This window comes from Pseudomonas sp. S04, assembly GCF_009834545.1.
Lineage (GTDB): Bacteria > Pseudomonadota > Gammaproteobacteria > Pseudomonadales > Pseudomonadaceae > Aquipseudomonas.
This window is the reverse complement of sequence record NZ_CP019427.1, coordinates 1,617,428-1,641,834: the sequence shown is the minus strand read 5'-3', so window position 1 is coordinate 1,641,834 and position 24,407 is coordinate 1,617,428. Positions and strand designations below refer to the sequence as shown.

The window sequence follows — 24,407 nt, the reverse complement described above, 5'->3', positions numbered from 1 at the left end:
GCCTGAAGTCGTAAAAGCGGGTCGTTTGGCGAAGGGATCGCCAAAGGGTCGCGAATCATACGCTCATGGCGCGGCTCGCGCATCAGAGACTAGCTGATAAACGGTCGACTATCGGTTTTTTCCGCTGATCGGTGTGGTTGCTCGCGATAGTGCTGTGTCAGTCACCTTGCTGGTGCATGGGCTGGCGTCATCGCGAGCAGGCTCGCTCCCACAAAAGGAGATTCGAACACCAGTAAAAACAGGCCGGCCGGCAGGCCGCCTCGCCCGCTCTTACCACTCAGGCCGACTGCCAGGTCGCCGTGCTCTGGCTTTTGATCTTGATCCACCCGCCCCTTCGGCAGGCTGAGCGAAGGTGTGCATCAGGGGGAGGCGCGTAGCGCCGTGCGGCGAAGCCGCATACATCGAGAGGAGGTGCAGCGAAGCAAACCGTAGGCGATGCCCCCTGATGGGCACCGTAGCGAAGGTACCCCGAGCCTCAGCGAGGGGCCGAACGCTGGGGCTAGACTTTTTGGGTACTTTGGGCTGGGCCGGCACTCCGGCGTTTGACAAAAGTGCCTCGCCGTAAGGGCCAGCCCTTTCAAGGTCTTTGATAAAATCCCCCAAAACTCCAGTCAGGGTGACGAAAGCGATGTGGGCAGAAGTTCTAGCGCGGTTTGAGAAAAAAACACCGGCCAGTGTCATGACCAGAGTGATACTGGAGCAGGCTGTTCCTGCCACATGGGTCGATCAGGTGTTCGAAGAACATCGTCAGCGGCAATACCCGCGTGAGCTTCTGTTCTCAACCATCGTTGAACTGATGTCCCTTGTTTCATTGGGCTTGCGACCATCGCTACATGCTGCTGCACGGCAGATGGAGGATCTTCCCGTCAGCTTGGCGGCGCTGTATGACAAGGTCAGCCGCACAGAACCTGCGCTGCTGCGCGCCCTGGTCACCGGCAGCGCAGAGCGCTTGGCCCCGACGATAAAAGAGCTGGGGCACTCAGCCATTTTGCCTGGCTGGCAACTGCGGGTCGTCGACGGCAATCACCTGCCTTCCAGCGAAAAACGCCTGGGCGCTTTGCGCCGTGAACGAGGGGCCGCCCGGCCTGGTTTTTCAGTAGTGGTTTACGACCCCGATCTGGATCAGGTCGTCGATCTTCAGCCCTGTGAAGATGCCTATGCCAGTGAGCGCGTCAGCGTTCTGCCGTTGCTGGAAAAAGCCTGTGCGGGGCAGCTGTGGATGGCTGATCGACTCTATTGCACGCTCCCCGTCATGGACGCCTGCGAAGAGTCCGGAGCCTCGTTCATCATTCGCGAACCGAGCAAGCATCCACGTCTACTTAAGGAAAGCGACTGGCAGGAGTCTGTCGCGGTCGGGGTAGGCAGCGTGCGCGAGCAAATCATCGAGGTCAAAGGTGGTCGCCAGTGGCGGCGTGTCGAACTGAATCTGCAAAACCCCACCGAATCTGGCGACACCACGCTGTTGTTCTGGAGCAACTTGCCCGACTCCATCAGTGCCGAGCAAATCGCCGATTTGTACCGCCGTCGCTGGAGCATCGAAGGGATGTTCCAGCGTCTGGAATCGGTGCTGGACAGCGAAATCGAAACCTTGGGCAACCCTAAGGCCGCCCTGCTGGGATTTGCGTCGGCCGTGTTGGCTTACAACGTCTTGGCCGTGCTCAAGCACAGCGTTGAACAGGCTCATCGCCAGACCCTGCCCGACGATTGGGAAGCATCGATTTTCCACCTGACGGTACAGGTACGCAGCGGTTACGAGGGTATGCAAATAGCCCTGCCAGCAGAACACTCATCCATTCCGATCCCCGCAGGAGGGCTGGCTCAGTATCTGCTTGCACTCGCTCGAAACATCCAGCCCAAAGCGGTCGTCAAGAGTAAACGAGGTCCGAAGGTGCCCAAACCAAAGGAGTGGCTTGAAGGCAAAGCCGCGAATGCCCACGTGTCGACGGATCGGGTGCTCAAGGCCGCTAAAGTCAAAAGACCTTGAAAGGGCTGGCCGTAAGGGCGAAACCCTAAGCCGCCGTTACCGCAGCAACGGATATACCCCCAAAAACCAGGATCAAAAGATCGTAGCGAGATGTGTCAATCCTCGAACTGACGGCGTTCGGCCTCGATGGCTTGGGCCAGCGCCCGGGCTTCGGCTTCTTCATCGCTCAGCTCGGGCGGCGGCGGTTCCAGGGCGGCGACCGCTGCCAGGAGTTTTTCCCGGGCCTCGGCAACACCGAGGATGTCGGGCTCTAGCTCTGGCTCTGGCTCTGGCTCGGCTTCAGGCGCGACCTCGTCCGTCACCGGCCCCTCGCCGGGCTCACCATCGCGCAGCAGGTCGTCGAAGTCGGTCTTGATCCCCTCCTCCATCGAGTCCAGTTCCAGCAACAGGCTATGGAAACTGGTTTCATCCTTCGGCTCTTCCGGCTCGGCACTGGCGTCGGCCAGCGCTTGCAGGCTGGGCGGAACCGGGGCGTCGTCGAACTCGAGCATCGGCTCGGGCTCCAGCTCACGCAGCTCGGCCAGGGGCGGCAGATCGTCGAGGTTCTGCAGGTTGAAATGGTCGAGAAAGGCCTTGGTGGTGGCGAACATCGCCGGTCGCCCGGGAACTTCGCGGTAGCCGACGATCCTGATCCACTCGCGCTCCAGCAGGGTCTTGACGATGTTGCTGTTGACCGCGACCCCCCGCACATCTTCGATCTCGCCACGGGTGATCGGCTGGCGATAGGCAATCAGCGCCATGGTCTCCAGCATGGCCCGCGAGTAGCGCTGCGGGCGCTCTTCCCACAGGCGGCCGACCCAGGGCGAGAACTTTTCGCGAATTTGCAGGCGGTAGCCCGAGGCGACTTCCTTCAACTCAAAGGCGCGGCCCTCGCAGGACTTGCCCAGGATCGCCAGGGCCTTCTTGAAGACCGGCGGTTCCGGACGCTCGCCTTCTTCGAAGAGCTCGAACAGGCGCTCCATCGATTGCGGTTTTCCCGAGGCCAACAGAAAGGCTTCAAGCAGTGGCGCCAGCTCGCGGGGTTCACTCAGATTCATGGATTTTGCTCGTTATTCGGCTCGCGCCCGCACATGGATAGCCGCAAAGGGCTCATTCTGCACCAGCTCGACCAGGGATTCCTTGACCAGTTCGAGGATCGCCATAAAGGTCACGACCACACCCAGGCGTCCTTCTTCAGCGGTGAACAGCTCGACAAAGGGCACAAAACCGCCACCCTTGAGCCGCTCCAGCACATCGCTCATACGCTCGCGGGTAGACAGGGCCTCGCGGCTGACCTGATGGCTTTCAAACATGTCGCCACGGCGCAGTACTTCGGCCATGGACAGCAACAGCTCACTGAGCCGGACCTCCGGCAACAGCTTGCGCGCCCGCGCCTCGGGGGCGTCCAGCTTGGGCACCACCACATCGCGACCGACCCGACTCAGGCCATCGATGCCTTCGGCGGCTGCCTTGAAGCGTTCGTATTCCTGCAGGCGGCGGATCAGTTCGGCGCGCGGGTCGTCTTCTTCCGCTTCGATCTCTGCCGACCGCGGGAGCAGCATGCGCGATTTGATCTCGGCCAGCATGGCCGCCATCACCAGGTATTCGGCAGCCAGCTCCAGGCGCACCGACTGCATCAACTCGACGTAGCCCATGTACTGCCGGGTGATTTCCGCCACCGGAATGTCGAGGATGTTGATGTTCTGTTTGCGGATCAAGTACAGCAACAGGTCGAGCGGACCTTCGAAGGCCTCGAGGAAAACCTCAAGGGCATCCGGCGGAATGTACAGGTCCTGCGGCATTTCCATGACCGCCTGGCCATAGACCATGGCAAATGGCAGTTCCTGCTGCGCGCCCGCCTGGCTGTCGACGGTTTCCACCACCGACATTCAGGCCTCGGCCATGAACGGGGCCGGGTCGCCGCAGCCGACGCGGATCACTTCTGGCTCGCCATCGGCCAGGTTGATCACCGTGGAGGCCTTGATGCCGCCAAAGCCGCCGTCGATGATCAGGTCGACCTGATGCTCGAGCAACTGGCGCATTTCGTAGGGATCGCTCAAGGGATCGGTGTCGCCGGGCATGATCAGGGTCACGCTCATCAGCGGCTCGCCCAGCTGTTCGAGCAGGGCCAGGGCAATCGGATGACTCGGCACCCGCAGGCCGATGGTGCGTTTTTTCGGGTGCAGCAACAGGCGCGGCACCTCGCGGGTGGCGTTGAGAATGAAGGTGTACGGGCCTGGCAGGTGCGCCTTGAGGATGCGAAAGGTGCCGGTGTCGATCTTGGCGAACACCCCCAATTGCGACAGGTCGCTGCAGATCAGCGCAAAGTTGTGCTTGTCGTCCAGCTGGCGCAGGCGCCGCACCCGTTCTACGGCGTTCTTGTCGCCGATCTGGCAGCCAATGGCGTAGGACGAGTCGGTGGGATAGATCACCACCCCGCCGGCGCGGATGATTTCGACAGCCTGTTTGATCAGGCGCGCTTGCGGGTTTTCCGGATGAATCTGGAAAAATTGACTCACATTTTCTACCTGTTCAGACGGCGGCAATAATTGGGTCATGTTTGAATCGACACCAAAGCGGTGGCAGATCCTCCGGGAGCGGGCGGTACTCGCCGATCTCGGACCAGCCTCCGGGGCCATGGAAATCACTGCCGGCACTGACCAGCAGACCGAACTCACGCGCCAGAATGGCCAGGCTGCCGACCTGCTCGGCCGGTTGGTGCCCGTTGACCACTTCGATAGCGTGACCACCCGCTTGAATATAGTCGCCAATCAGGCGCCGGCGTTTACTGCGGGTGAAATCGTAGTGCCATGGATGGGCCAGACTGACCCAGGCACCCGCGGCGCGCAGGGTAGCGACGGTTTCCTCCAGCGTCGGCCAGTGTTGCTTGACGTCCCCCAGCTTGCCCGCGCCCAGCCATTTGCGGAACGCTTCGGCGCGGTCCTTGACGTAGCCGGCGCGCACCAGATAGTCGGCGAAGTGCGGGCGGGCCGGGGCATTGCCACTGTCGCCGAGTTCCTGCTGGATCGCCCGCGCACCTTCCAGCGCCCCGGGCATGCCCTTGAGCTCCAGCTTGCGGCTGATTTCTTCAGAGCGCAGCCAGCGCCCGTCATGCAGCCGGGCGATGGCCTCGACCAGCGCCGGGGCATTGACGTCGAAGCCGTAGCCCAGCACATGAATGGTGGCGCCCCCCCAGGTGCAGGACAACTCGACACCGTTGACCAACTGCATGCCCAGCGCTTGTGCGGCAGCGCGGGCCTCGTCGAGGCCTTCGAGGGTATCGTGGTCGGTCAGGGCCAGGACTCGCACGCCTTTCTCGAACGCCCGCGCCACCAGTACCGCGGGCGCCAGGGCGCCATCGGAGGCCGTGCTATGGCAGTGCAAATCAACATTCACAGGATGTGTAACCTCAAATCAGCTGGCGCTATCGCGACCCAATATGTTTGTTATTATGCCGCCACATCCTGCTTCTGGCTGCCACTGTGAAACAATTCATCGACTTCATCCCGCTCCTGCTGTTTTTCATCGTCTTCAAAATCGACCCCCGGGTCGTCGACATTGCCGGCTATCCATTGACTGTAGGCGGTATTTACAGCGCCACCGCGATGCTCATCGTCAGTTCCCTGGTGGTCTATGGCACCTTGTTCATCACCCAGCGCAAACTGGAAAAAAGCCAGTGGCTGACCCTCGTCGCCTGCCTGGTGTTCGGTAGCCTGACCCTGGCCTTCCACAGCGAAACCTTCCTCAAGTGGAAGGCGCCGGTGGTCAACTGGTTGTTTGCCCTGGGGTTTATCGGCAGTCACTTCATCGGCGAGCAACTGCTGATCAAGCGCATCATGGGCCACGCACTGACCCTGCCGGATGCGGTGTGGACCCGCCTGAACATCGCCTGGATCGGCTTTTTCCTGTTCTGCGGGGCCGCCAACCTGTTCGTCGCGTTTACCTTCCAGAGCATCTGGGTCGACTTCAAGGTCTTCGGCAGCCTGGGCATGACCCTGCTGTTCCTGGTGGCGCAAGGTATCTACCTGTCCCGTCACCTGCACGACGCCGATCCCACTACGCCAAAAACCGAGGACTGACATGCTTTACGCAATTATTGCCACAGACGTCGCCAACTCCCTGGAAGCTCGCCTGGCCGCCCGCCCTGCGCACCTTGAGCGTCTGCAACAGCTCAAGGCCGAAGGCCGCGTGGTCCTGGCCGGTCCGCACCCGGCAGTGGACAGCAATGACCCAGGCGCCGCAGGTTTCACCGGCAGCCTGATCGTCGCCGAATTCGCCTCCCTCGAAGCTGCCCAGGCCTGGGCCGATGCCGACCCGTACATCGACGCTGGTGTCTACGCCAACGTCCTGGTCAAGCCGTTCAAGCAAGTCCTGCCTTAAGAAGCCTGGCGGCGCGGTGAACCTTGTGTTCATCGCGCACTCCATAGTGCTCGCAATGTTTGTTTCAACCCACCCGCCTCAGGTTTTTCACCCCGCCCTGTCCAGCTGACCACTCAGCCGCACGGGTTCGTCGTGGCATGCCAGTCGCGCGCGCCGCCCTGCATTGCGATATCGTTGCCAGGAATGGACACCCCCCACATCGACAATGGCTAAATTGAGTAAGTCATGAGCGAGCTGTTACTGATTGATGATGACCAGGAGCTGTGCGAGCTCCTCGGTAGCTGGCTGAGCCAGGAAGGCTTTGTCGTGCGCGCCTGCCACGACGGACTGAGCGCCCGCCGCGCCCTGGCCGAGTTCGCGCCGGCGGCCGTGGTGCTGGACGTGATGCTACCCGACGGCAGCGGCCTGGAACTGCTCAAGCAATTGCGCAACGACCACCCCGAGCTGCCAGTGCTGATGCTTTCGGCCCGTGGCGAACCGCTGGACCGGATCCTCGGCCTGGAGCTGGGGGCCGACGATTACCTGGCCAAGCCCTGCGACCCCCGGGAATTGACCGCCCGCCTGCGCGCCGTACTGCGCCGCAGTCACCCGACGGCCGTGTCCAGCCAGGTGGAACTCGGCGACCTGTGCTTCAGCCCTGCGCGGGGCGTGGTCAGCATCGACCTGCAGGAATACACCCTGACCGTCTCCGAAAGCCGCCTGCTCGAAGCCCTCCTCAAGCAGCCTGGCGAGCCGCTGGACAAGCAGGAACTGGCGCAGATCGCCCTCGGCCGCAAGCTGACCCTCTACGACCGCAGCCTGGACATGCACGTCAGCAACCTACGCAAGAAGATCGGCCCGCACCCCGATGGCCGCCCGCGCATCGTGGCCCTGCGCAGCCGCGGTTATTACTACAGCCTCTGAGTTCAGTAGGCCGGCGCCAATGTCAGGACCGCGTGCGACCGTCTTTACCCAAGCTTTACGCTTCGCTGACCGCCGCTGACCTTGATCTGCGTAATCTGCACTCATCCGGAACACACCGGGAACGAGACAAGGAGATACACCATGCGCAAGACCCTTATCGCTGTGCTGTTCGCTGCCGCCCTGCCCACCGTTGCCATGGCCATGCCAGAAGGCCAGGGGCCGATGGGCCCGATGGACAGCCCACGTCACGGCGCTCAGATGCACGATCACGGCAAGGGCCCTTACAGCCAGCTGGACCTGAGCCGCGAACAACGCGAGCAGATCCGCAAGATCATGGGCGAGCAGATGCACGAGCGTAAGCAGCTGGTCGACAAATACCTGGAAAAACTGTCACCAGCCGACCAGAAAGCCATGAAAGACGAAATCGCCGCCCGTCACCAGAAAGCCGAAACCGAGGTCCGGGCGCTGCTCAAGCCTGACCAGCAGCAGAAGTTCGACGCCATCCAGAAAAAGCGCGCCGAACGCAAGGCCGAATGGGCACAGTTCCAGGCGTGGAAAGCGCAACAACCGCAAAAAGCGCAATAATGCTCTAGCGTTATTCCCCCAGCCCAATGGTCCCCGCCATTGGGCTTTCCTTGTTTGAGGGTTTCCCGTGCGTTCATTGTTCTGGCGCATTCTCGCCAGTTTCTGGCTGGCCATCGCCCTGGTAGCAGGGCTATCGATACTGCTTGGGCACATGCTGAACCAGGACGCCTGGATTCTCAGTCGACATCCCGGTCTCAATACCCTGGCGCAGCAGTGGACCCAGCTGTACGAGGAAAACGGCGAGGACGCCGCACAAACACTGCTGGAAAAACGTAAACGGCGTTATCACATCGACGTCCAGGTGCTCAACGAAAGCGGTGACCCGGTGGTGCGCGGTACCTTTCCGCGTCGTGCGGCGGCCTTCGAGGCCCGGCAGAACGACAATAACGACCGGCACCTGCCGTGGCGGCGCCTGACCGCCGAGTACACCAGCGCAAAAACCGGTGAAACCTACCTGCTGATCTACCGCATCCCCCACCCGGAGCTCGATAGCTGGCATCGCGAAAGCCTGCTTTGGCCCTTGAGCGCGCTGGGTATTGCGCTGGTAGTGCTGACCCTCTTCAGCCTGCTGGTGACGCTGTCCATCACCCGCCCCCTGAGCCGCTTGCGCGGCGCGGTGCATGACCTGGGCCAGACCACGTACCAGCAGAACAGCCTGGCGCGCCTGGCCAACCGGCGCGATGAATTCGGCGTATTGGCCAATGACTTCAACCGCATGGGCGCACGCTTGCAGAGCCTGATCGGCAGCCAGCGGCAATTGCTGCGTGACGTGTCCCACGAACTGCGCTCGCCCCTGGCGCGCTTGCGCATCGCCCTGGCCCTGGCCGAACGAGCCGGCCCCGAAGAGCGGGAAAAACTCTGGCCGCGCCTGACGCGCGAATGCGACCGCCTGGAGGCCTTGATCAGTGAAATCCTGGTTTTGGCGCGGGTCGATGCCGATAACGCCAGCGCCGAGACAGTGGACCTCAACCTGTTGTTGGGCAGCGTGCAGCGCGATGCCAAGCTCGCTGCGCCGGACCAGCAGATCCGGGTCGAAGCCGAACCAAACCTGCAGCTCAAGGGCTGGCCGACCATGATTGAGCGGGCTCTGGACAATCTGTTGCGTAACGCCCAGCGCTTCAACCCGAGCGGACGGCCGATCGAAGTCCTGGCCCGGCACCAGGGTGAACGTATCGTGCTCAGCGTGCGCGACCACGGTCCCGGGGTCGACGCCGAGCATCTGGCGCAGTTGGGTGAACCCTTCTACCGCGCGCCCGGCCAGACTGCCCCCGGCCATGGCCTGGGCCTGGCCATCGCCCGCCGCGCCGCCGAGCGTCACGGTGGCAGCCTGACCCTGGCCAATCACCCAGAAGGCGGATTCATCGCCAGCCTGGAGTTGCCACTGGAACCGGGAGCCAGCACCTGAGCCCGGCTCCGCCTTTTTGGGGAGCTGACGCCCGCTTTTGGCTCGCCAGCGATGGGCATAGGTATCTACACAACTGTGGTGCGACGTTGCACCTGCTTGCGTAGTGACCTCTGGGCCGACCAGGATGTTGGATCCTGGTCCGAGTACATATCCATTTCTTCGGTAACGGCCTCCTATGGTTCCGCCTGACGGCGGCTCACTTTTGAACAGCGCAAAAGTAAGCAAAACGCTCTTTCCCCACCACTCGGTGCCTCGCTTAGGCTCGGCATGCCCGTACTCCGACATTGATTTGGGGGGCCGCCGCAATGGGCCCTCCCTGGCCCAGTGCGGCTAAACCGGCGTCCTGCCGGTTTACCCCCCAAATCAATATCGAAGTACGGCCAGCGTGGTTAACGGGGCGCCCAGGATCAAAAACAAAGCGAGGCGGCCTTAGCCCCCGGTGTCAGGGTAGTTGTCGTGTCCTCCGCTTTTTAAAAGTATTCCGGGGGCGGCAAGAGTAAGGTCATGCCTTTCTATTCAGAAGAACGCAAAGCTGCGTTGTTGAAAATGATGCTTCCGCCCCTGAGCCTTTCAGCGTCGGAGGTCGCGCGCCGTGAAGGTTGTAGCGACATGTCTCTTCATTATTGGCGTAAGCAAGCTGCTGCCAGAGGTTCCCAGTTGTCCGAAAACAAGCAGTCGCCTGAAAATTGGTCTGCCGAATCCAAGCTCATGGCAGTCATCGAATCATCAGCTTTGTCGGAGCTGGAGCTGAGTGAGTATTGCCGTCGCAACGGTATTTTCCCTGAGCAAATTGATGGCTGGCGCAAAGCTTTCATTGCCAACAGTACTAATCATTCAGCGCTGAAAAAAGGAATCGCTGGGGAGACCAAGGAGGATAAAAAGCGGATTCGGGAACTGGAGCGCGAGCTGCGCCGAAAGGATGCAGCACTGGCTGAAACAGTCGCATTGCTGGTGCTGCGAAAAAAGCTCAATGCCTACTGGGGGAGCGACGACGAGGTCAATTGACCTTGTTGCCAGAACGGCATCTTCTCGTCGACTGGCTCAACGAAGCCATCACGGCGGGCGCCCGCAGGGCGCCTGCGTGTCTAGAAGTCGGTATTTCGCTACGCACGCTACAGCGCTGGAGCCTGCCCGAAGCAATGTTGGCAGATGGGCGCACCACGACGGTGAGGCCAGTGCCGAGTAACGCCCTGAGTGATCTTGAGCGCCAAGCTATCCTGGTCTTGTGCAACAGCAAGGCCTACGCACATCTGCCACCGAGCCAGATCGTGCCACGGCTCGCTGACGAGGGACGTTACATGGCATCGGAGGCAACCTTTTACCGAGTGCTGCATGCGGCAGATCAGCAGCATCATCGTTCCCGCGCCAAACGCCCGCATCGCCATGAAGCACCCACCACTTACGCGGCGACAGCCGCCAATCAGGTGTGGTCTTGGGATATTACGTACCTGCCGTCGCCGGTTCGTGGGAAGTTTTACTACCTCTATTTGATCGAGGATATCTACAGCCGAAAGGCCGTGGGCTGGGAAGTTTACGAGGCAGAAAGCGGTGAAAAAGCAGCCGTCCTACTGCAACGAAGTGTCACTCGAGAGAAGTGCTGGCGTCAGCCGCTGGTGCTTCACTCGGACAATGGCGCACCGATGAAATCGGTGACGTTACTGACCAAGATGTACGACCTGGGTATCACGCCATCGAGAGGAAGACCTCGGGTAAGCAACGACAATCCTTACTCGGAGTCGCTGTTTAGAACGCTGAAGTACTGCCCGCAGTGGCCGCAGGATGGATTTAGCAGCCTGGATGACGCGCGTATCTGGGTGAGGAATTTTATGGCCTGGTACAACACCGAGCATCGTCATAGCCGAATCCGCTTCGTGACACCCGCCCAGCGCCACGAGGGAAATGACCGGGAAATCTTGGCCCGGAGGGCGGCAATCTATGGGCAAGCGAGAGAAAAAAGGCCTGAAAGATGGTCAGGTGAGACACGCAACTGGAACCCAATCGGGACGGTGTATCTCAACCCCGAAAGGGAGCTGACAGTTGTCGTGAAGGTCGCCTAGCAAGACGGGCGACACGACAACTACCTTGAAAAACGCCGTTAGAGCCGACCTGATCGCTAGGGCATGCGCGGTGTGGCTTCTACTTCCTAAGACGCTGACGAAGTCAGCAATCTTTTGATCTGGCTCTGGCTCTGGCTTTTGATCCTGGGCGCCCCGTTAACCACGCTGGCCGAACGCAGGCTTGAAGCCGTGGGTAACCCGGCAGGACGCCGGGTTAGCCGCCCCGCGCCATGGATGGCGCGTGGCGGCGGCCCACGGATTCAAGCCGGAGTGAGGGAACACCGAGCCCAAGCGAGGTGCCGAGTGGTGGGGCAAGAGCCTTTTGCTTACTTTTGGGCTCCTCCAAAAGTGAGCCGCTGTAAAAGCGGAACCATAGGAGGCCGTTACCGCAAAAATGGATATGTACTCGGCCTAATCCAACACCCCGACTGCCCGCTCCCACAGGGGCTTGGCTAGAGGCGTTGTTCAGCCCTGGACCGACCAGGCGCTGACAAACTGCGACAGGTCGACCTTCTCGGCAACCCGTGGTTCTTTCTGCGGGGTACCCAGGTACAGGAAGGCAATCACCTCCTCCCCCTCGGCCAGGCCCAGGCCCTTGGCCACGTGCGCCGAGTACGCCAGCTCGCCAGTGCGCCATACCGCGCCGATCCCCTGGGCGTAAGCCGCTAGCAGAATCCCGTGGGCCGCGCAGCCCGCTGCCAGCAACTGTTCGGATTTCGGATACTTGGGGTGATCCTGCAAGCGCGCGATCACCACGACCACCAATGGTGCTCGAAGCGGTCCGTTGCGGGCCTTGTCCACCACCGCCTGCGGGGCTTCGGCATCCTGCAACAGCGCGGCCTGGGCCAGGATCTCGCCCAATTGCTCGCGTGCCTCACCTTCGACCGTCAAGAAACGCCACGGCTGCAGATGCCCGTGATCCGGCGCGCGCATGGCGGCGCCAAACAGCACTTCGCGTTGTTCGGCAGTCGGTGCCGGATCAAGCAAACGCGGAACGGAAACACGGTTGAGCAAAGCGTCGAGAGCCTGCATCGGCCACCTCCTGAAAAAAAGTTTGGCTATTCTAGCGGTAAGTGCCCACCGGATGCCGGTTTACATGCCCCGCCCCGCAGGTAGAATGGCGCCCTCCCACATCAGCCCGAGCGGACTTCATGGCGTTGCCGACCTTACGGATCATTGGTTTCATCATCGGCATCTTCCTGATCACCCTGTCTATCAGCATGGTTGTGCCGATGGCGACGCTGGTGATCTACGAACGCACCAGCGACCTGCCCTCGTTCCTCTGGTCGAGCCTAATCACCTTTCTTGCCGGCCTGGCCCTGGTCATCCCCGGACGCCCCGAGCATGTGCACCTGCGCCCGCGCGACATGTACCTGCTGACCGTCTCCAGCTGGGTAGTGGTGTGTATCTTTGCGGCGCTGCCGTTCCTGTTGACCCAGCACATCAGCTACACCGACTCGTTTTTCGAAAGCATGTCCGGTATCACCGCCACCGGCGCGACTGTGCTCAGTGGCCTGGACAACATGTCTCCGGGCATCCTGATGTGGCGCTCGCTGTTGCACTGGCTGGGCGGGATCGGCTTTATCGGCATGGCGGTGGCGATTCTGCCGCTGCTGCGCATTGGTGGCATGCGGCTGTTCCAGACCGAATCCTCGGACCGCTCGGAAAAGGTCATGCCGCGCTCGCACATGGTGGCGCGCCTGATCGTTGCCGCCTATGTCGGGATCACCATTCTTGGCAGCCTGGCGTTCTGGTGGGCTGGGATGACGCCGTTCGATGCCATCAACCACGCGATGTCGGCGATTTCCACCGGTGGTTTCTCCACCTCCGACCAGTCCCTGGCGAAATGGACCGCACCGGCGGTGCACTGGGTCGCGGTGGTGATCATGATTCTCGGCAGCCTGCCGTTCACCCTGTATGTGGCGACCTTGCGCGGCAATCGCCGGGCGCTGATCAAGGACCAACAGGTCCAGGGGCTGCTGGGCATGCTGCTGGTTACCTGGCTGGTCCTGGGGACCTGGTATTGGTGGACCACCAACCTGCACTGGCTCGACGCCTTGCGCCACGTGGCGCTGAACGTCACGTCCGTGGTCACTACCACCGGCTTTGCGCTGGGGGACTACAGCCTGTGGGGCAACTTCTCGCTGATGTTGTTCTTCTACCTGGGTTTTGTCGGCGGGTGCTCGGGTTCAACCGCCGGCGGGATCAAGATCTTTCGTTTCCAGGTCGCCTATATCCTGCTCAAGGCCAACCTGAACCAATTGATTCACCCGCGTGCGGTGATCAAACAGAAGTACAACGGCCACCGCCTCGATGAAGAGATCGTGCGTTCGATCCTGACCTTCTCGTTCTTTTTCGCCATCACCATCTGCGTCATCGCCCTGCTGCTGTCGCTGCTCGGCGTGGACTGGATGACCGCCCTGACCGGCGCGGCCAGCACCGTTTCCGGGGTAGGCCCAGGCCTGGGCGAAACCATTGGCCCGGCCGGCAACTTCGCCACCCTGCCCGATGCCGCCAAGTGGATTCTCTCGGTGGGCATGCTGCTCGGGCGGCTGGAGATCATCACCGTGTTTGTGCTGTGTATTCCGGCGTTCTGGCGTCACTGAGGACTTTCGGCGAGTCGACCAGGCGCAGCCGGTATTCACCGGGTGTGCTGTCGAACCAACGGCGGAAAGCACGGAAGAAGTTGCTCGGATCGGCGAACCCCAGCAGGTATGCAATTTCCAGCAGGGTCATGCTCGGTTGCGCCAGGTACTGCTCGGCCAGTTCGCGGCGGGTATCGTCGAGCAGCGTCTGAAAGCTCGTGCCCTCTTCCTGCAGGCGCCGCTGCAAGGTGCGCTGGGACAGATGCAGGGTTTGCGCCACGGTGTCGCGCTTGGGCTCGCCCTGGGGCAACAGGCGACAGAGCACCTGCCGGGCCTTGTGGGTCACCCGGCTTTCGGAAAATCGCGCCAGGTATTCACCGGCAAACCGGTCATGCAGCACCGCCATCGCCTCATTGGCGGTAGGCAGCGGTGCCTCCATGTCTGCCCGTTCGAAGATCAACGCATCGTAGGGCGCATCAAATTCCAGCGGGGCATGGAAGGCTTCCTTGTAGGGCGCGAGGTTCAGCGGCAGCGCGCCCTGGAATAGCACCTTGCGCGGTTGCAAGGTGCGTCCGGTCAGCCAGCCGCACAGGCCCAGGGCACAGGCCAGCGAGGCTTCGGCGCTTTGCCGGGTCGGTGGCAGATGGTCGCCGTGCACCGTCAGGATCAGTGCATAACCTTCGGGTAGCAGGCGAAAGCTCAGGTCAGCACTTTCGGCAATGATCCGCTGATAACGCACCAGACGCTGAAATCCTTCGGCCAGGGTCTGGCTGGACATCAATGCATAGCCGGCGACATGAAAGGACGCCGGGCGCACCACCTTGCCCATGTTCAGGCCAATCGCCGGATTGCCGGACAGCTCGACCGCCAGCTGCCAGAGCCGGGTCATGGAGTCCTGTGGAAAACGCGCATCGGGATCGTCCAGCGCTGCAAAGTCCAGCCCCAGCTGCTGGAACAGGGCCCGGCAATCCAGGCCGTCCATTTCCAGTGCCTTGACAATCCCCATCGCCCAACTTGCAGAAGTCGTTCGTTCGCTCATGGGATTTTCTTACTTGATAAGTCGCGTTTCACGGCCGATTTCCCAAGGATACTAATGTGGCGCCTATTGTCACTGGCCGATGCCAATGATCACTCTAGACTCAATTAAGCTGCCCGTTGCACATCCGCTTGGCCATACCGTCCTTCACAGAGATTGCAGTCGTGGAAAACGTCAGACGATTCAACAGCTTCGCCGAGTTTTACCCCTATTACCTCGACGAACACAGCAACAGCACTTGCCGACGACTGCACTTTATCGGGACCACCCTGGTGATTTTCATTTTTGCCCTGGCCATTGCCAAGGGCGCTTTCCTGTTATTGCTGGCGCTGCCACTGGCCGGCTACAGCTTCGCCTGGGCAGGGCATTTCTTCTATGAGAAGAACCGTCCAGCGACCTTCCAGCACCCGCTCTACAGCCTGCTCGGCGATTTTGTCATGTACCGCGACATGATCGTCGGCAAGGTGCCGTTCTAGGCCCGCCGGGCCATCAAGCCGTCCTGCGCGGCCACTGTGCGCCCGCAGCCAGGCTTTACACTCAGACTCATCCCGGCAAGAGAACAAGAGGATAGCCGATGAATGCCCACGCCCGTTTCACCCACATGAAGGACGGTACGCAGGAAGACTGGAGCATCATCGCGGCCGACTTCAGCGCCTACGCCAAGCAGTTGCCAGGCCGGATCGTGGCGCACCTGAAATTGCTCGAGGGTGATTTTGGCGGTTTTCCCGTGGACCGCTTGACCCACTCCCTGCAAACCGCCAGCCGGGCCTGGCGTGACGGGCGTGACGAGGAGTACGTGCTGTGCGCGCTGCTGCACGACATTGGCGACACCCTCGGCAGCTATAACCACCCGGACATTGCCGCGGCCATCCTCAAGCCTTTTGTCAGTGCCGAGAACCTGTGGATGGTGGAACAGCACGGGATCTTCCAGGGCTACTACTTCTTCCATCACCTGGGCATGGACCGACACCTGCGCGAGCAGTTCAGCGAACACCCGCAGTACCGCCAGACTATCGAGTTCTGCGCCAAATACGACGCCGCGGCGTTTGACCCCAGCTATGACACCCTGCCCCTGAGCTTCTTCGAGCCGATGATGGAACGCCTGTTCGCCCGGCCGAAAAACTCCATCTACAGCGCGGCGATGGTGTAGGAGCGAGCTTGCTCCGGGCGGCGTTCCGACGATAGCGGTGTGTCAGGCCCCCCGGTGATGAATGTGCCGGCCTCATCGCGGGCAAGCCCGCTCCCACAGGGTTTTGGAGGCTCGCGGATTTTCCATACACCCAATCCCGTAGGAGCGAGCTTGCTCCGGGCGGCGTTCCGACGATAGCGGTGTGTCAGGCCCCCTCGGTGGTGAATGTGCCGGCCTCATCGCGGGCAAGCCCGCTCCCACGGTGACTGTCAGGCCGGTTCGGCGACCTTGATGGCATTGATTTGGGCCTCGCGCGCCTGGGCATCGGCCAGGCGGTACAGTTCGATCGTGCCGTCCCAGTGTTCGATCAGCGCGGTGCAGGACTCCACCCAATCGCCACAATTGAGGTAATCCACCTCGCCCACCTTGCGGATCTCGGCGTGGTGGATGTGCCCGCACACCACCCCGTGCAGCCCGCGCTTGACGCACTCGTGGGCAATCGCCTGTTCAAAATCGCTGATAAAGCTGACCGCCGTCTTGACCTTGTGCTTGAGGTACGCCGACAACGACCAGTAACCGTAGCCATACCGGGCACGCCAGTGGTTGAGCCAGCGGTTGAGGGTCAGGGTGAGTTCGTAGGCCCAGTCCCCGAGGAACGCCAACCAGCGGTGATACCGGGTAATCACGTCGAACTGATCACCATGGATCACCAACAGATGCCGCCCATCGGCCGTGACGTGGATCGCCTCGTCCACCAACTGGATATTGCCCAGGATCAACCGGGAGTAGCGCCGCAGGAACTCGTCGTGATTGCCGGTGACATAGATCACCTCGGTCCCACGCTTGCTCATGGTCAGCAGGCGCCGGATTACGTTGGTGTGCGCCTGGGGCCAGTACATGCCGCTGCGCAGCTTCCAGCCATCGATGATGTCGCCGACCAGGTACACCTTGTCGGCGTGATAGCCCTTGAGAAACTGCGACAGATGTTCGGCCTGACAATCCCGGGTGCCCAGGTGCACATCGGAAATCCATAAGGTGCGCACGCGTTGTTTACGGCTGGGCTTGGCGAATTCGGCACGGGTCATGGGCAACCTCTGCGAGAGTTTTCACAAGCTTGCACCGCAGCGATTAATGGCCCATGACACAAATACGCCAATCCGATGACAGCCCGGAACAGGACCCCGCCGGTGTAAACTGCGGTCCTGCCCAGGAGACCGTGATGAGACCGATCCTCACGCTACGCCAATACAGCCACGACCTGATCGTCCACAGCCACGACCACGCACAACTGGTGTTCGGCCTGTCGGGCGCACTCGATTTCGAGGTCGGCGGCCAGGGTAGCCAAGTGCAGCAACAGAGCTTTGTGGTGATCCCCCAAGGCGCCCACCATGCCTGCGGCAGCCCGAAAGGCAGCCGCTGCCTGGTGCTCGACGTGCCAAGTGAACAATGGCTGGTGCAATCGTTGGGTGAGCACGCCGAGGCCAGTCGGCGCCTGCTCGACACCCCGGGCCGGCTGCCGCTCGATGCCGGGCAGAGCCAACTGGTGAGCTGGCTGGCCAGCAGTCCGGTGCAGGATCCGCTGATTGCCCAGCAAGGCGCGATTTTGCTGTTGGCCAGTCTCAACAGTGCGGCGCCACACCAGGTCGCCAGCAAACGCTTGCCCTACGCCGCCCTCAATGGGCACATCGACCAGTACGCCGCCTACCCGCTGCAAGTCGCTGACCTGGCCCGAATCGCAGGATTGTCCAGCGCCCGGCTGCATGCCCGGTTCGTCGCCGAGTGCGGGCAGACCCCGATGGACTACATCCGCAGTCGGCGCCTGCATATCGCGGTCAAGTTGCTGCGCGAAACCGCGCTGCCCATCGGTGAGGTCGCCTGCAGGGTCGGCTATGCCTCGCAAAGCGCGTTCGCCGCTGCGGTGTTGCGCGAATTCGGCTCATCCCCCGGCGCGTTGCGACGCACGGTGAACGAACGCTAGGCTGGCGCTAGAAAACGCGAGTCTGGCGACAGACAGCCCCGCACCTGGCGCGCTTCAATAGCACGACTGCGTTCTTCTGTTTAAGGATTGAAATGACTCCCCGTTCCGCCCTTGGCGCCCTGCACATCGGTGCACTGATGTTTGGCCTGACCGGTGTCCTCGGCAAACTCGCCGCCGCCTCCCCCGCCATCATCGTCTTCGGCCGCGCGACCTTTGCCGTGCTCGCCCTGGCATTTTTTGCGCGGTTCGCCAGCAGCACCGGCTGGCGCCAACTGCAGGCCCGGGATCTGCGCCGCCTGTTGCTCAGCGGCCTGTTGCTGGCCGGGCACTGGGTGAGTTTCTTCATTGCGGTCAAGGTTGCCGGCGTGGCGATTGCCACCCTGGGTTTCGCCAGCTTCCCGGCGTTTACCGTGATCCTCGAAGGGCTGATTTTCCGCGAACGGATTCGCCTCAACGAAATCCTCCTGGTGCTGCTGGTGAGCATCGGCCTGGTGTTGGTGACCCCGGATTTCGACCTGGCCAGCCAAGCCACCAGCGGCCTGCTCTGGTCGGTTGCGTCCGGCTTGCTGTTCTCCTTGCTGTCGCTGACCAACCGCGCCAGCGCCGGGCACATTCCGCCGGTGCAGGCGGCGCTGTGCCAGAACGTGGTGGTTGCGTTGTGCCTGTTGCCGGTGGCCGCGCCGGGGCTGAGCGAAGTTCGCGCCCTCGACTGGCTGTGGATCGGCCTGCTCGGGGTGTTCTGCACCGGCCTGGCCCATAGCCTGTTCGTCGCCAGCCTGGCGGTGATCAAGGCACGCACGGCGGCGGTGGTGTTTGCCCTGGAGCCGGTCTACGGGATCAGCGTGGCCTGGCTGCTGTTCAACGAAAACCCCAGCCTGCGCATGCTCCTGGGAGGCGCGCTGATCATTATCGCCATCGTAGCCTCCAGCCTGCTGGGCAGCCGCAGCACCGGCCCCAAGCCCCGCCAGGTGGCGAGTGCCCAGTGAGCGTCGCTCAACTGCGATCGTTGTGGCCCAGGTCGCGCTGCGGATCGATCTGGTCGCGCAGCCGCTGCTTGAGCACCTTGGCTTCGGGGAAACCGCCGTCAGCCTTGCGCTCCCAGATCTGCACGTCGTCACAGGTAATCTGGAACACCCCGCCGGTGCCGGGCACCAACGACACTTTGCCCAGCTCGTCACTGAAGGTGCTGAGCAGTTCCTGAGCCAGCCAGGCGGCGCGCAGCAGCCATTGGCATTGCGTGCAATAGGTGATGACCACTTCCGGTTTACGGGCAGACATGGTTTGCGAGACTCCTGAGTTCGATGGCGTCGCTATAATAGCCGCCTTTACCGCTCACCCGAGATACCCGATGCGCCGCCTGCTGTCCTGCCTGCTTCTGTGTTTACTGCCCTTGTGCGTCGTGGCGGCTGAAAACCCACGACCGAAAATCGGCCTGGTCCTGTCCGGCGGCGCTGCCCGCGGGCTGGCCCACATTGGGGTGCTCAAGGCGCTGGAAGAACAAGGTATCCATATTGATGCCATCGCCGGCACCAGCATGGGCGCAGTGATCGGTGGGCTGTATGCCTCAGGGTACAAGGTCGATGAGCTGGAAAAGCTGGCGCTGGGGATTGACTGGCAACAGGCGCTGTCGGACGCCCCGCCGCGGGCCGACGTGCCGTTTCGACGCAAACAGGACGACCGCGATTTCCTGGTCAAACAGAAACTGAGCTTTCGCGACGACGGCAGCCTCGGCCTGCCTCTGGGCGTGATCCAGGGGCAGAACCTGGCACTGCTGCTGGAAAGCCTGCTGGCCCACGCCAGTGATACCCGTGACTTCGACAAGCTGCCGATTCCGTTCCGCGCCGTGGCCACCGATATCGCCAGCGGCGAAAAGGTGGTGTTCCGCAAGGGCCACTTGCCCCAGGTGATCCGCGCGAGCATGTCGATCCCGGCGGTGTTCGCCCCGGTCGAACTCGACGGCCGGCTGCTGGTGGACGGCGGCATGACCGACAATATCCCGCTGGACGTGGCCCGCGAGATGGGCGTCGATATCGCCATCGTGGTCGACATCGGCACCCCGCTGCGCAGCCGTAAACAACTGACAACCGTGGTCGATGTGCTGAACCAGTCGATCACCCTGATGACCCGCAGCAACTCCGAAGAACAACTGGCGACCCTGCACCCCGATGATGTGCTGGTCCAGCCGGCCCTGGCCAGCTTCGGCGTGACCGACTTCGGCAAGGCCCAGGAAATGATCGACGCCGGTTACCGCGCCACGCGCATCCTCGATGCCCGCCTGGCCCGCCTGCGCCCCACTGAAACGGTGGATGCCGAACTGACGGCCGCCCGCGCACCCGGTCAGCGCACCCCGATCATCACCGCGATCAAGGTCGAGAACGATTCGAAAGTCGGCGATGACGTGATCCGCTACTACATCCGCCAGCACATCGGCGAACCACTGGACATGGGCCGGCTGCAGACCGACATGGGCACCCTGTATGGCCTGGATTACTTCGAGCAGGTGCAGTACCGGGTGGTCCACAAGGGCGCGGACAACACCCTGGTGATCCGTGCGCGCGGCAAGCGCACCGGCACCGACTACCTGCGCCTGGGGCTGAACCTGTCCGACGACATGGAAGGCGACAGCGCCTTCAACATCGGCGCCAGTTACCGCATGAACGGCATCAACCGCCTCGGCGCCGAGTGGCTGACCCGGGTGCAGATCGGCGACCAGCAGGAGCTGTACAGTGAGTTCTATCAACCCCTGGACGTGGGCTCGCGCTACTTCATTGCGCCTTATGCGGCGATCGAGTCACAGAACGTCGACGCCATCCTCGACAACGACCCGGTGGCCGAGTACCGCCTGGAGCGCTACGGCTTTGGCCTGAACGTGGGACGGCAGATCGGCAACAGTGGCGAGATCCGCCTGGGGGTTGGCGAAGCCTGGGGCAAGGCGGACGTGCGTATCGGCGACCAGGACCTGCCCAGCGAAAGCTTCAATGAAGGGTTCTATGAGCTCAAGTACTCGTTCGACTCGCTGGACAACGTGTACTTCCCCCACGCGGGTGAAGACATCGGCCTGTCATTCCGTGAGTTCGAGCCGGAACTGGGCTCGGACCAGCGCTATCGCCAGTGGGAGTTCAAACTGGACAAGGCCTTGAGCTTCGGCCCGGACACCTACATCCTCGGCGGTCGCTACGGACGCACCCTGGACCAGGCCAATGTGGTGACTTCCAGCTTCCTGCTGGGCGGTGCGCGGCAACTCTCGGGCTTTCGCGAGGACTCGATCTCCGGCCAGAACGTCAGCCTGGCCCGGGCCGTCTATTACCGGCGCCTGACCCCGCGCGCCTACCTGCCACTGGACTTCCCGCTGTACGCCGGCGGCTCGCTGGAACGCGGCCGGGCGTGGAACAACGACAACGAGTTCGACAGCGGCTACATCAACGCCGTCAGCATATTCCTGGGGTTTGATACGCCACTGGGGCCGCTGAACTTCAGCTACGGGTTCAACGACGATGACGAACAGGCGATCTACATGAACCTGGGGCAGACCTTCTAATCAGGAGCGTGTGCCCCGGGCCTCAGGGTTTTTCCAGGTTTGCCAGGATGCGCCCGTGGACACGCATGCACAATGCCAGTTCGGCTTCGTCCACGCCCTCGAACAGTTCCTGGCGCAGTGCGTTGGCGATGGTTTCGATTTGTTCGATCAACGGGCGGGCGGTGTCACACAGGACAATTTTTTTCGCCCGGCGGTCTTCCACCACTGCCTGGCGTTGCACCAGCCCCTGGCTTTCCAGGCTGTCGAGCAGTCGGGCCAGGGTGGGACCTTCAACACCCACGCTTTGTGCCAATTCCCGCTGGGTCGGCGCGTCTTCGAAACGAGCCAGGTGCAGCAGCACCAACCAGCGCGCCTGGGACAGACCGAGCCCGGCAAGGCGGCGATCCAGTTCGGCGCGCCAGCCACGAGACATTTGCGCCAACTGCATGCCAAAACGGTGTTGTTCGGTTAACGACATAAAGAACTCATGATTAGACTGAAATAGGATGAAACTAATTATTAGTCAGCTAAGCATGACCCTTGATACGAAGCAAGGGTGACTCTGTACTGAATCGTTACATCTTGCGAAGTGCTGCTCAGATCTCGAATTCCGACTGCAAGGCCGCCCGGACGCAGTACAGGACCCCCTCAGGCACCCGACCGACAAACAACGGTGCGATCTCTGCCACCGGCGGCAATTCGCCCTCGCCGTCGAGGAACGCGTCCTGGATTTCGCCCAACAGGTCTTCGGGCAGATCCAGTGCCTGCTCCAGGGACAGCTGCTGTTTGCCAATGGCTTCCGCCAGCAGGGTATAGACGTTTTTCTCCGAACATTGCAGTTGGCCGGCAATCTGCAGCGGGGTCATGCCCGCGCGTGCCAGGGTGATCAGTTCGTGGCGCAGGTCGGCCACCACCTTCGGCGCCTCCGCCTGGCCGCCGAGCACTTCGAGGAACGCCTCGCCATAACGCTCGAGCTTGCGGGCACCGACCCCGCTGACCCGGGCCATTTCCGCCAGGGTACCGGGCTGGCTGCGAAGCATTTCCAGCAGGGTCGAGTCCGGGAAGATGACATAGGGCGGCACGCCATGCTCTTCGGCGAGTTTGCGCCGCAGGGCGCGCAAGGCTTCCCACTGTTCGCGCTCTTCGCCGCGTACCAGTTGGCTGGCATGGCTGGAGCTGCTCTTGGCGGTGGTTTGCGGTTTCAGGTCGCGGCGCAGCTCCAGGGTCACTTCGCCCTTGAGCAGCGGTCGGCAACTGTCGCTCAGGCGCAGGCCGCCGTAGCCTTCGAGGTCGATGTCGGCCAGGCCACGGGCCACCAGTTGGCGGAACAGCGAGCGCCACTCGCCTTCCGCCCGCCCCTTGCCGACGCCAAACACCGACAGGTGTTGATGCCCGGCACCGCGGACCTTCTCGTTGTCCTTGCCCAGCAGCACCTCCACCAGATGGCCGACGCCATAACGCTGGCCAGTCCGGTAGATGGCCGACAGCGCCTGGCGCGCCGGCTCGGTGGCGTCCCAGGTTTGCACGCCGTCGACGCAGTTGTCGCAATGGCCGCAGGGTTGCGGCATGTCTTCGTCGAAGTAGGCCAGCAGGGTCTGCCGGCGGCAGCGAGTCTCTTCACACAGCGAGAGCATGGCATCGAGCTTGTGCTGCTCCAGACGCTTGTGACGCTCGTCGCCCTCGGAGTTCTGCAGCATTTGCTTGAGCATCACCACGTCCTGCAGGCCGTAGGCCATCCAGGCATCTGCCGGCAGGCCATCACGGCCGCCACGACCGGTTTCCTGGTAGTACGCTTCGAGGGACTTGGGCAAGTCCAGGTGCGCGACGAACCGCACGTTGGGCTTGTCGATACCCATGCCGAACGCCACGGTCGCGACCATGATCAGGCCTTCCTCGTTGAGGAAGCGCTTCTGGTTATGGGCTCGGGTTTCGTTGGGCAGGCCGGCGTGATACGGCAGCGCCGGGAAGCCCTGCTCACTGAGGAACACCGCCACTTCGTCGACTTTCTTGCGCGACAGGCAGTAGACGATGCCGGCATCGCTGCGGCGTTCAGCGAGGAACGCCAGCAACTGCTTGCGTGGCTGCTCCTTGGGGACGATGCGGTAGAAGATGTTCGGTCGGTCGAAGCTCGACAGGAATCGTTCGGCGTCCTGCAAATGCAGACGGTCGACGATTTCTTCGCGGGTGCGCTTGTCGGCGGTGGCCGTCAGGGCGATACGCGGGACGTTGGGGAACAGCTCGGCCAACTGGCCCAGCTGCAAGTACTCGCGGCGGAAGTCGTGGCCCCATTGCGACACACAGTGGGCTTCGTCGATAGCGAACAGGGCGATTTCCAGGCTCTGCAGGAAGGCCAGCATCCGCGGCTGGACCAGGCGCTCTGGCGCCAGGTACAGCATCTTCACTTCGCCACGCTTGATCCGCGTCGCCAGGTCACGCTGCTGCTCGGCGCTCAAGGTGGAGTTGAGTGACGCCGCGGCCACACCCAGCTCTTCCAGGGTGGCGACTTGATCGTCCATCAGGGCGATCAACGGCGAAACCACCACTGCCAACCCTTCGCGCAACAGGGCCGGGACCTGGAAACACAAGGACTTGCCGCCACCGGTAGGCATCAGGACCAGGGCGTCGCCACCGCTGGCCACGCGCTCAATAATGGCACCCTGGCGGCCACGGAAACTGTCGTAGCCGAAGATGTCCTTGAGGACGCGTTGAGCCTGTTCGAGCATGGAAAACTCCGATGGGTGCTGAATATCCCTGGATGCAGGCTGGATCAAAACACCGAGTAGTTCACGGACAGATCCGTTAGCGGATTTGTCCGCAGTGCGCGGGCAGCTGCAGGGCATGCAAAACGCGCGAGTATACCCGAGCCCTG

The 24,407-nt window shown here is 62.1% G+C and carries 23 protein-coding genes; 13 read left to right on the top strand and 10 right to left on the bottom strand.

Going from position 1 to position 24,407, the window contains the following annotated elements; genetic code table 11:
- Window positions 1–679 precede the first annotated feature (679 nt).
- Entirely contained in the window at window positions 680–1,984 is a 1,305-nt protein-coding gene (locus tag PspS04_RS07170; RefSeq protein ID WP_159994352.1) for an IS4 family transposase, read from the top strand.
- Window positions 1,985–2,079: 95 nt separating this feature from the next.
- On the opposite strand, the gene scpB is transcribed toward PspS04_RS07170, so the two are convergent.
- Genes scpB through PspS04_RS07150 form a run of 4 tightly spaced genes read right to left on the bottom strand, consistent with a single transcriptional unit; the run spans window position 2,080 to window position 5,359 of the window.
- Window positions 2,080–3,021: an SMC-Scp complex subunit ScpB gene (gene scpB, locus PspS04_RS07165; RefSeq protein WP_159994350.1), complete on the bottom strand. Its 942-nt coding sequence runs from the start codon at window positions 3,019–3,021 to the stop codon at window positions 2,080–2,082.
- Between the two features lie 12 nt (window positions 3,022–3,033).
- A complete protein-coding gene (locus PspS04_RS07160; protein ID WP_174244613.1) occupies window positions 3,034–3,792 on the bottom strand; it encodes a segregation and condensation protein A in 759 nt (252 codons plus the stop codon).
- A 60-nt stretch (window positions 3,793–3,852) separates the two neighbouring features.
- Window positions 3,853–4,482, bottom strand: coding sequence for an L-threonylcarbamoyladenylate synthase (locus PspS04_RS07155; protein ID WP_159994348.1), 630 nt, complete (start codon window positions 4,480–4,482; stop codon window positions 3,853–3,855).
- Window positions 4,483–4,495: 13 nt separating this feature from the next.
- Window positions 4,496–5,359 carry a PHP domain-containing protein gene (locus PspS04_RS07150; protein ID WP_095170018.1) on the bottom strand — a complete coding sequence of 288 codons (864 nt, stop codon included), beginning with the start codon at window positions 5,357–5,359 and terminating at the stop codon, window positions 4,496–4,498.
- Window positions 5,360–5,445: 86 nt separating this feature from the next.
- On the opposite strand from PspS04_RS07150, the gene PspS04_RS07145 reads away from it, so the two are divergent.
- From PspS04_RS07145 to PspS04_RS07120, 6 genes are all read left to right on the top strand, one after another.
- Window positions 5,446–6,042 carry a septation protein A gene (locus PspS04_RS07145; RefSeq protein ID WP_095170019.1) on the top strand — a complete coding sequence of 199 codons (597 nt, stop codon included), beginning with the start codon at window positions 5,446–5,448 and terminating at the stop codon, window positions 6,040–6,042.
- Window position 6,043: 1 nt separating this feature from the next.
- Window positions 6,044–6,343, top strand: coding sequence for a YciI family protein (locus PspS04_RS07140; protein WP_159994346.1), 300 nt, complete (start codon window positions 6,044–6,046; stop codon window positions 6,341–6,343).
- A gap of 225 nt (window positions 6,344–6,568) precedes the next feature.
- Entirely contained in the window at window positions 6,569–7,246 is a 678-nt protein-coding gene (locus tag PspS04_RS07135) for a response regulator transcription factor (protein WP_159994344.1), read from the top strand.
- A 141-nt stretch (window positions 7,247–7,387) separates the two neighbouring features.
- Window positions 7,388–7,831: an LTXXQ domain protein gene (locus tag PspS04_RS07130; RefSeq protein WP_159994342.1), complete on the top strand. Its 444-nt coding sequence runs from the start codon at window positions 7,388–7,390 to the stop codon at window positions 7,829–7,831.
- A 67-nt stretch (window positions 7,832–7,898) separates the two neighbouring features.
- Complete coding sequence (locus tag PspS04_RS07125) at window positions 7,899–9,236, top strand: sensor histidine kinase (RefSeq protein WP_159994340.1); 1,338 nt, start codon at window positions 7,899–7,901, stop codon at window positions 9,234–9,236.
- Between the two features lie 504 nt (window positions 9,237–9,740).
- Window positions 9,741–11,293 (top strand): IS3 family transposase gene (locus PspS04_RS07120; protein ID WP_194240661.1). Its coding sequence is split into 2 segments (ribosomal slippage): window positions 9,741–10,203 and window positions 10,203–11,293, totalling 1,554 coding nucleotides; the frame shifts between segments, so codons are not numbered across the junction.
- A 465-nt stretch (window positions 11,294–11,758) separates the two neighbouring features.
- On the opposite strand, the gene PspS04_RS07115 is transcribed toward PspS04_RS07120, so the two are convergent.
- Window positions 11,759–12,325 carry an NAD(P)H nitroreductase gene (locus tag PspS04_RS07115; RefSeq protein WP_095170974.1) on the bottom strand — a complete coding sequence of 189 codons (567 nt, stop codon included), beginning with the start codon at window positions 12,323–12,325 and terminating at the stop codon, window positions 11,759–11,761.
- Window positions 12,326–12,444: 119 nt separating this feature from the next.
- Between PspS04_RS07115 and PspS04_RS07110 the strand changes: the two genes are divergently transcribed.
- Window positions 12,445–13,899: a TrkH family potassium uptake protein gene (locus PspS04_RS07110; protein WP_159994336.1), complete on the top strand. Its 1,455-nt coding sequence runs from the start codon at window positions 12,445–12,447 to the stop codon at window positions 13,897–13,899.
- On the opposite strand, the gene PspS04_RS07105 is transcribed toward PspS04_RS07110, so the two are convergent.
- The gene (locus PspS04_RS07105) at window positions 13,856–14,917 is read right to left on the bottom strand and encodes an AraC family transcriptional regulator (RefSeq protein WP_095170971.1); all 1,062 of its coding nucleotides are present in this window, start codon (window positions 14,915–14,917) and stop codon (window positions 13,856–13,858) included. The genes PspS04_RS07110 and PspS04_RS07105 overlap by 44 nt on opposite strands.
- Before the next feature lie 161 nt (window positions 14,918–15,078).
- On the opposite strand from PspS04_RS07105, the gene PspS04_RS07100 reads away from it, so the two are divergent.
- A complete protein-coding gene (locus tag PspS04_RS07100) occupies window positions 15,079–15,390 on the top strand; it encodes a DUF962 domain-containing protein (RefSeq protein ID WP_159994334.1) in 312 nt (103 codons plus the stop codon).
- A 98-nt stretch (window positions 15,391–15,488) separates the two neighbouring features.
- Window positions 15,489–16,064: an HD domain-containing protein gene (locus PspS04_RS07095; protein WP_159994332.1), complete on the top strand. Its 576-nt coding sequence runs from the start codon at window positions 15,489–15,491 to the stop codon at window positions 16,062–16,064.
- Window positions 16,065–16,312: 248 nt separating this feature from the next.
- Here the strand turns inward: PspS04_RS07095 and PspS04_RS07090 are convergent, their stop codons facing one another.
- Window positions 16,313–17,128: a UDP-2,3-diacylglucosamine diphosphatase gene (locus tag PspS04_RS07090; RefSeq protein WP_159994330.1), complete on the bottom strand. Its 816-nt coding sequence runs from the start codon at window positions 17,126–17,128 to the stop codon at window positions 16,313–16,315.
- A 134-nt stretch (window positions 17,129–17,262) separates the two neighbouring features.
- Between PspS04_RS07090 and PspS04_RS07085 the strand changes: the two genes are divergently transcribed.
- Together PspS04_RS07085 and PspS04_RS07080 are read left to right on the top strand one after the other, a co-directional pair.
- Entirely contained in the window at window positions 17,263–18,021 is a 759-nt protein-coding gene (locus PspS04_RS07085) for a helix-turn-helix transcriptional regulator (RefSeq protein WP_095170965.1), read from the top strand.
- Between the two features lie 92 nt (window positions 18,022–18,113).
- Window positions 18,114–19,007 carry a DMT family transporter gene (locus PspS04_RS07080; protein WP_095170964.1) on the top strand — a complete coding sequence of 298 codons (894 nt, stop codon included), beginning with the start codon at window positions 18,114–18,116 and terminating at the stop codon, window positions 19,005–19,007.
- 7 nt (window positions 19,008–19,014) lie between these two features.
- Here PspS04_RS07080 and PspS04_RS07075 read toward each other — a convergent pair whose 3' ends face one another.
- A complete protein-coding gene (locus PspS04_RS07075) occupies window positions 19,015–19,299 on the bottom strand; it encodes a SelT/SelW/SelH family protein (protein WP_095170962.1) in 285 nt (94 codons plus the stop codon).
- A 70-nt stretch (window positions 19,300–19,369) separates the two neighbouring features.
- Here PspS04_RS07075 and PspS04_RS07070 point away from each other — a divergent pair, with 70 nt between their 5' ends.
- Window positions 19,370–21,559, top strand: coding sequence for a patatin-like phospholipase family protein (locus PspS04_RS07070; RefSeq protein WP_159994328.1), 2,190 nt, complete (start codon window positions 19,370–19,372; stop codon window positions 21,557–21,559).
- 22 nt (window positions 21,560–21,581) lie between these two features.
- Here PspS04_RS07070 and PspS04_RS07065 read toward each other — a convergent pair whose 3' ends face one another.
- Both PspS04_RS07065 and recQ read right to left on the bottom strand, forming a co-directional pair.
- The gene (locus PspS04_RS07065) at window positions 21,582–22,016 is read right to left on the bottom strand and encodes a MarR family transcriptional regulator (RefSeq protein WP_095170958.1); all 435 of its coding nucleotides are present in this window, start codon (window positions 22,014–22,016) and stop codon (window positions 21,582–21,584) included.
- A gap of 118 nt (window positions 22,017–22,134) precedes the next feature.
- Entirely contained in the window at window positions 22,135–24,261 is a 2,127-nt protein-coding gene (gene recQ / locus PspS04_RS07060; RefSeq protein WP_095170957.1) for a DNA helicase RecQ, read from the bottom strand.
- Window positions 24,262–24,407 lie beyond the last annotated feature (146 nt).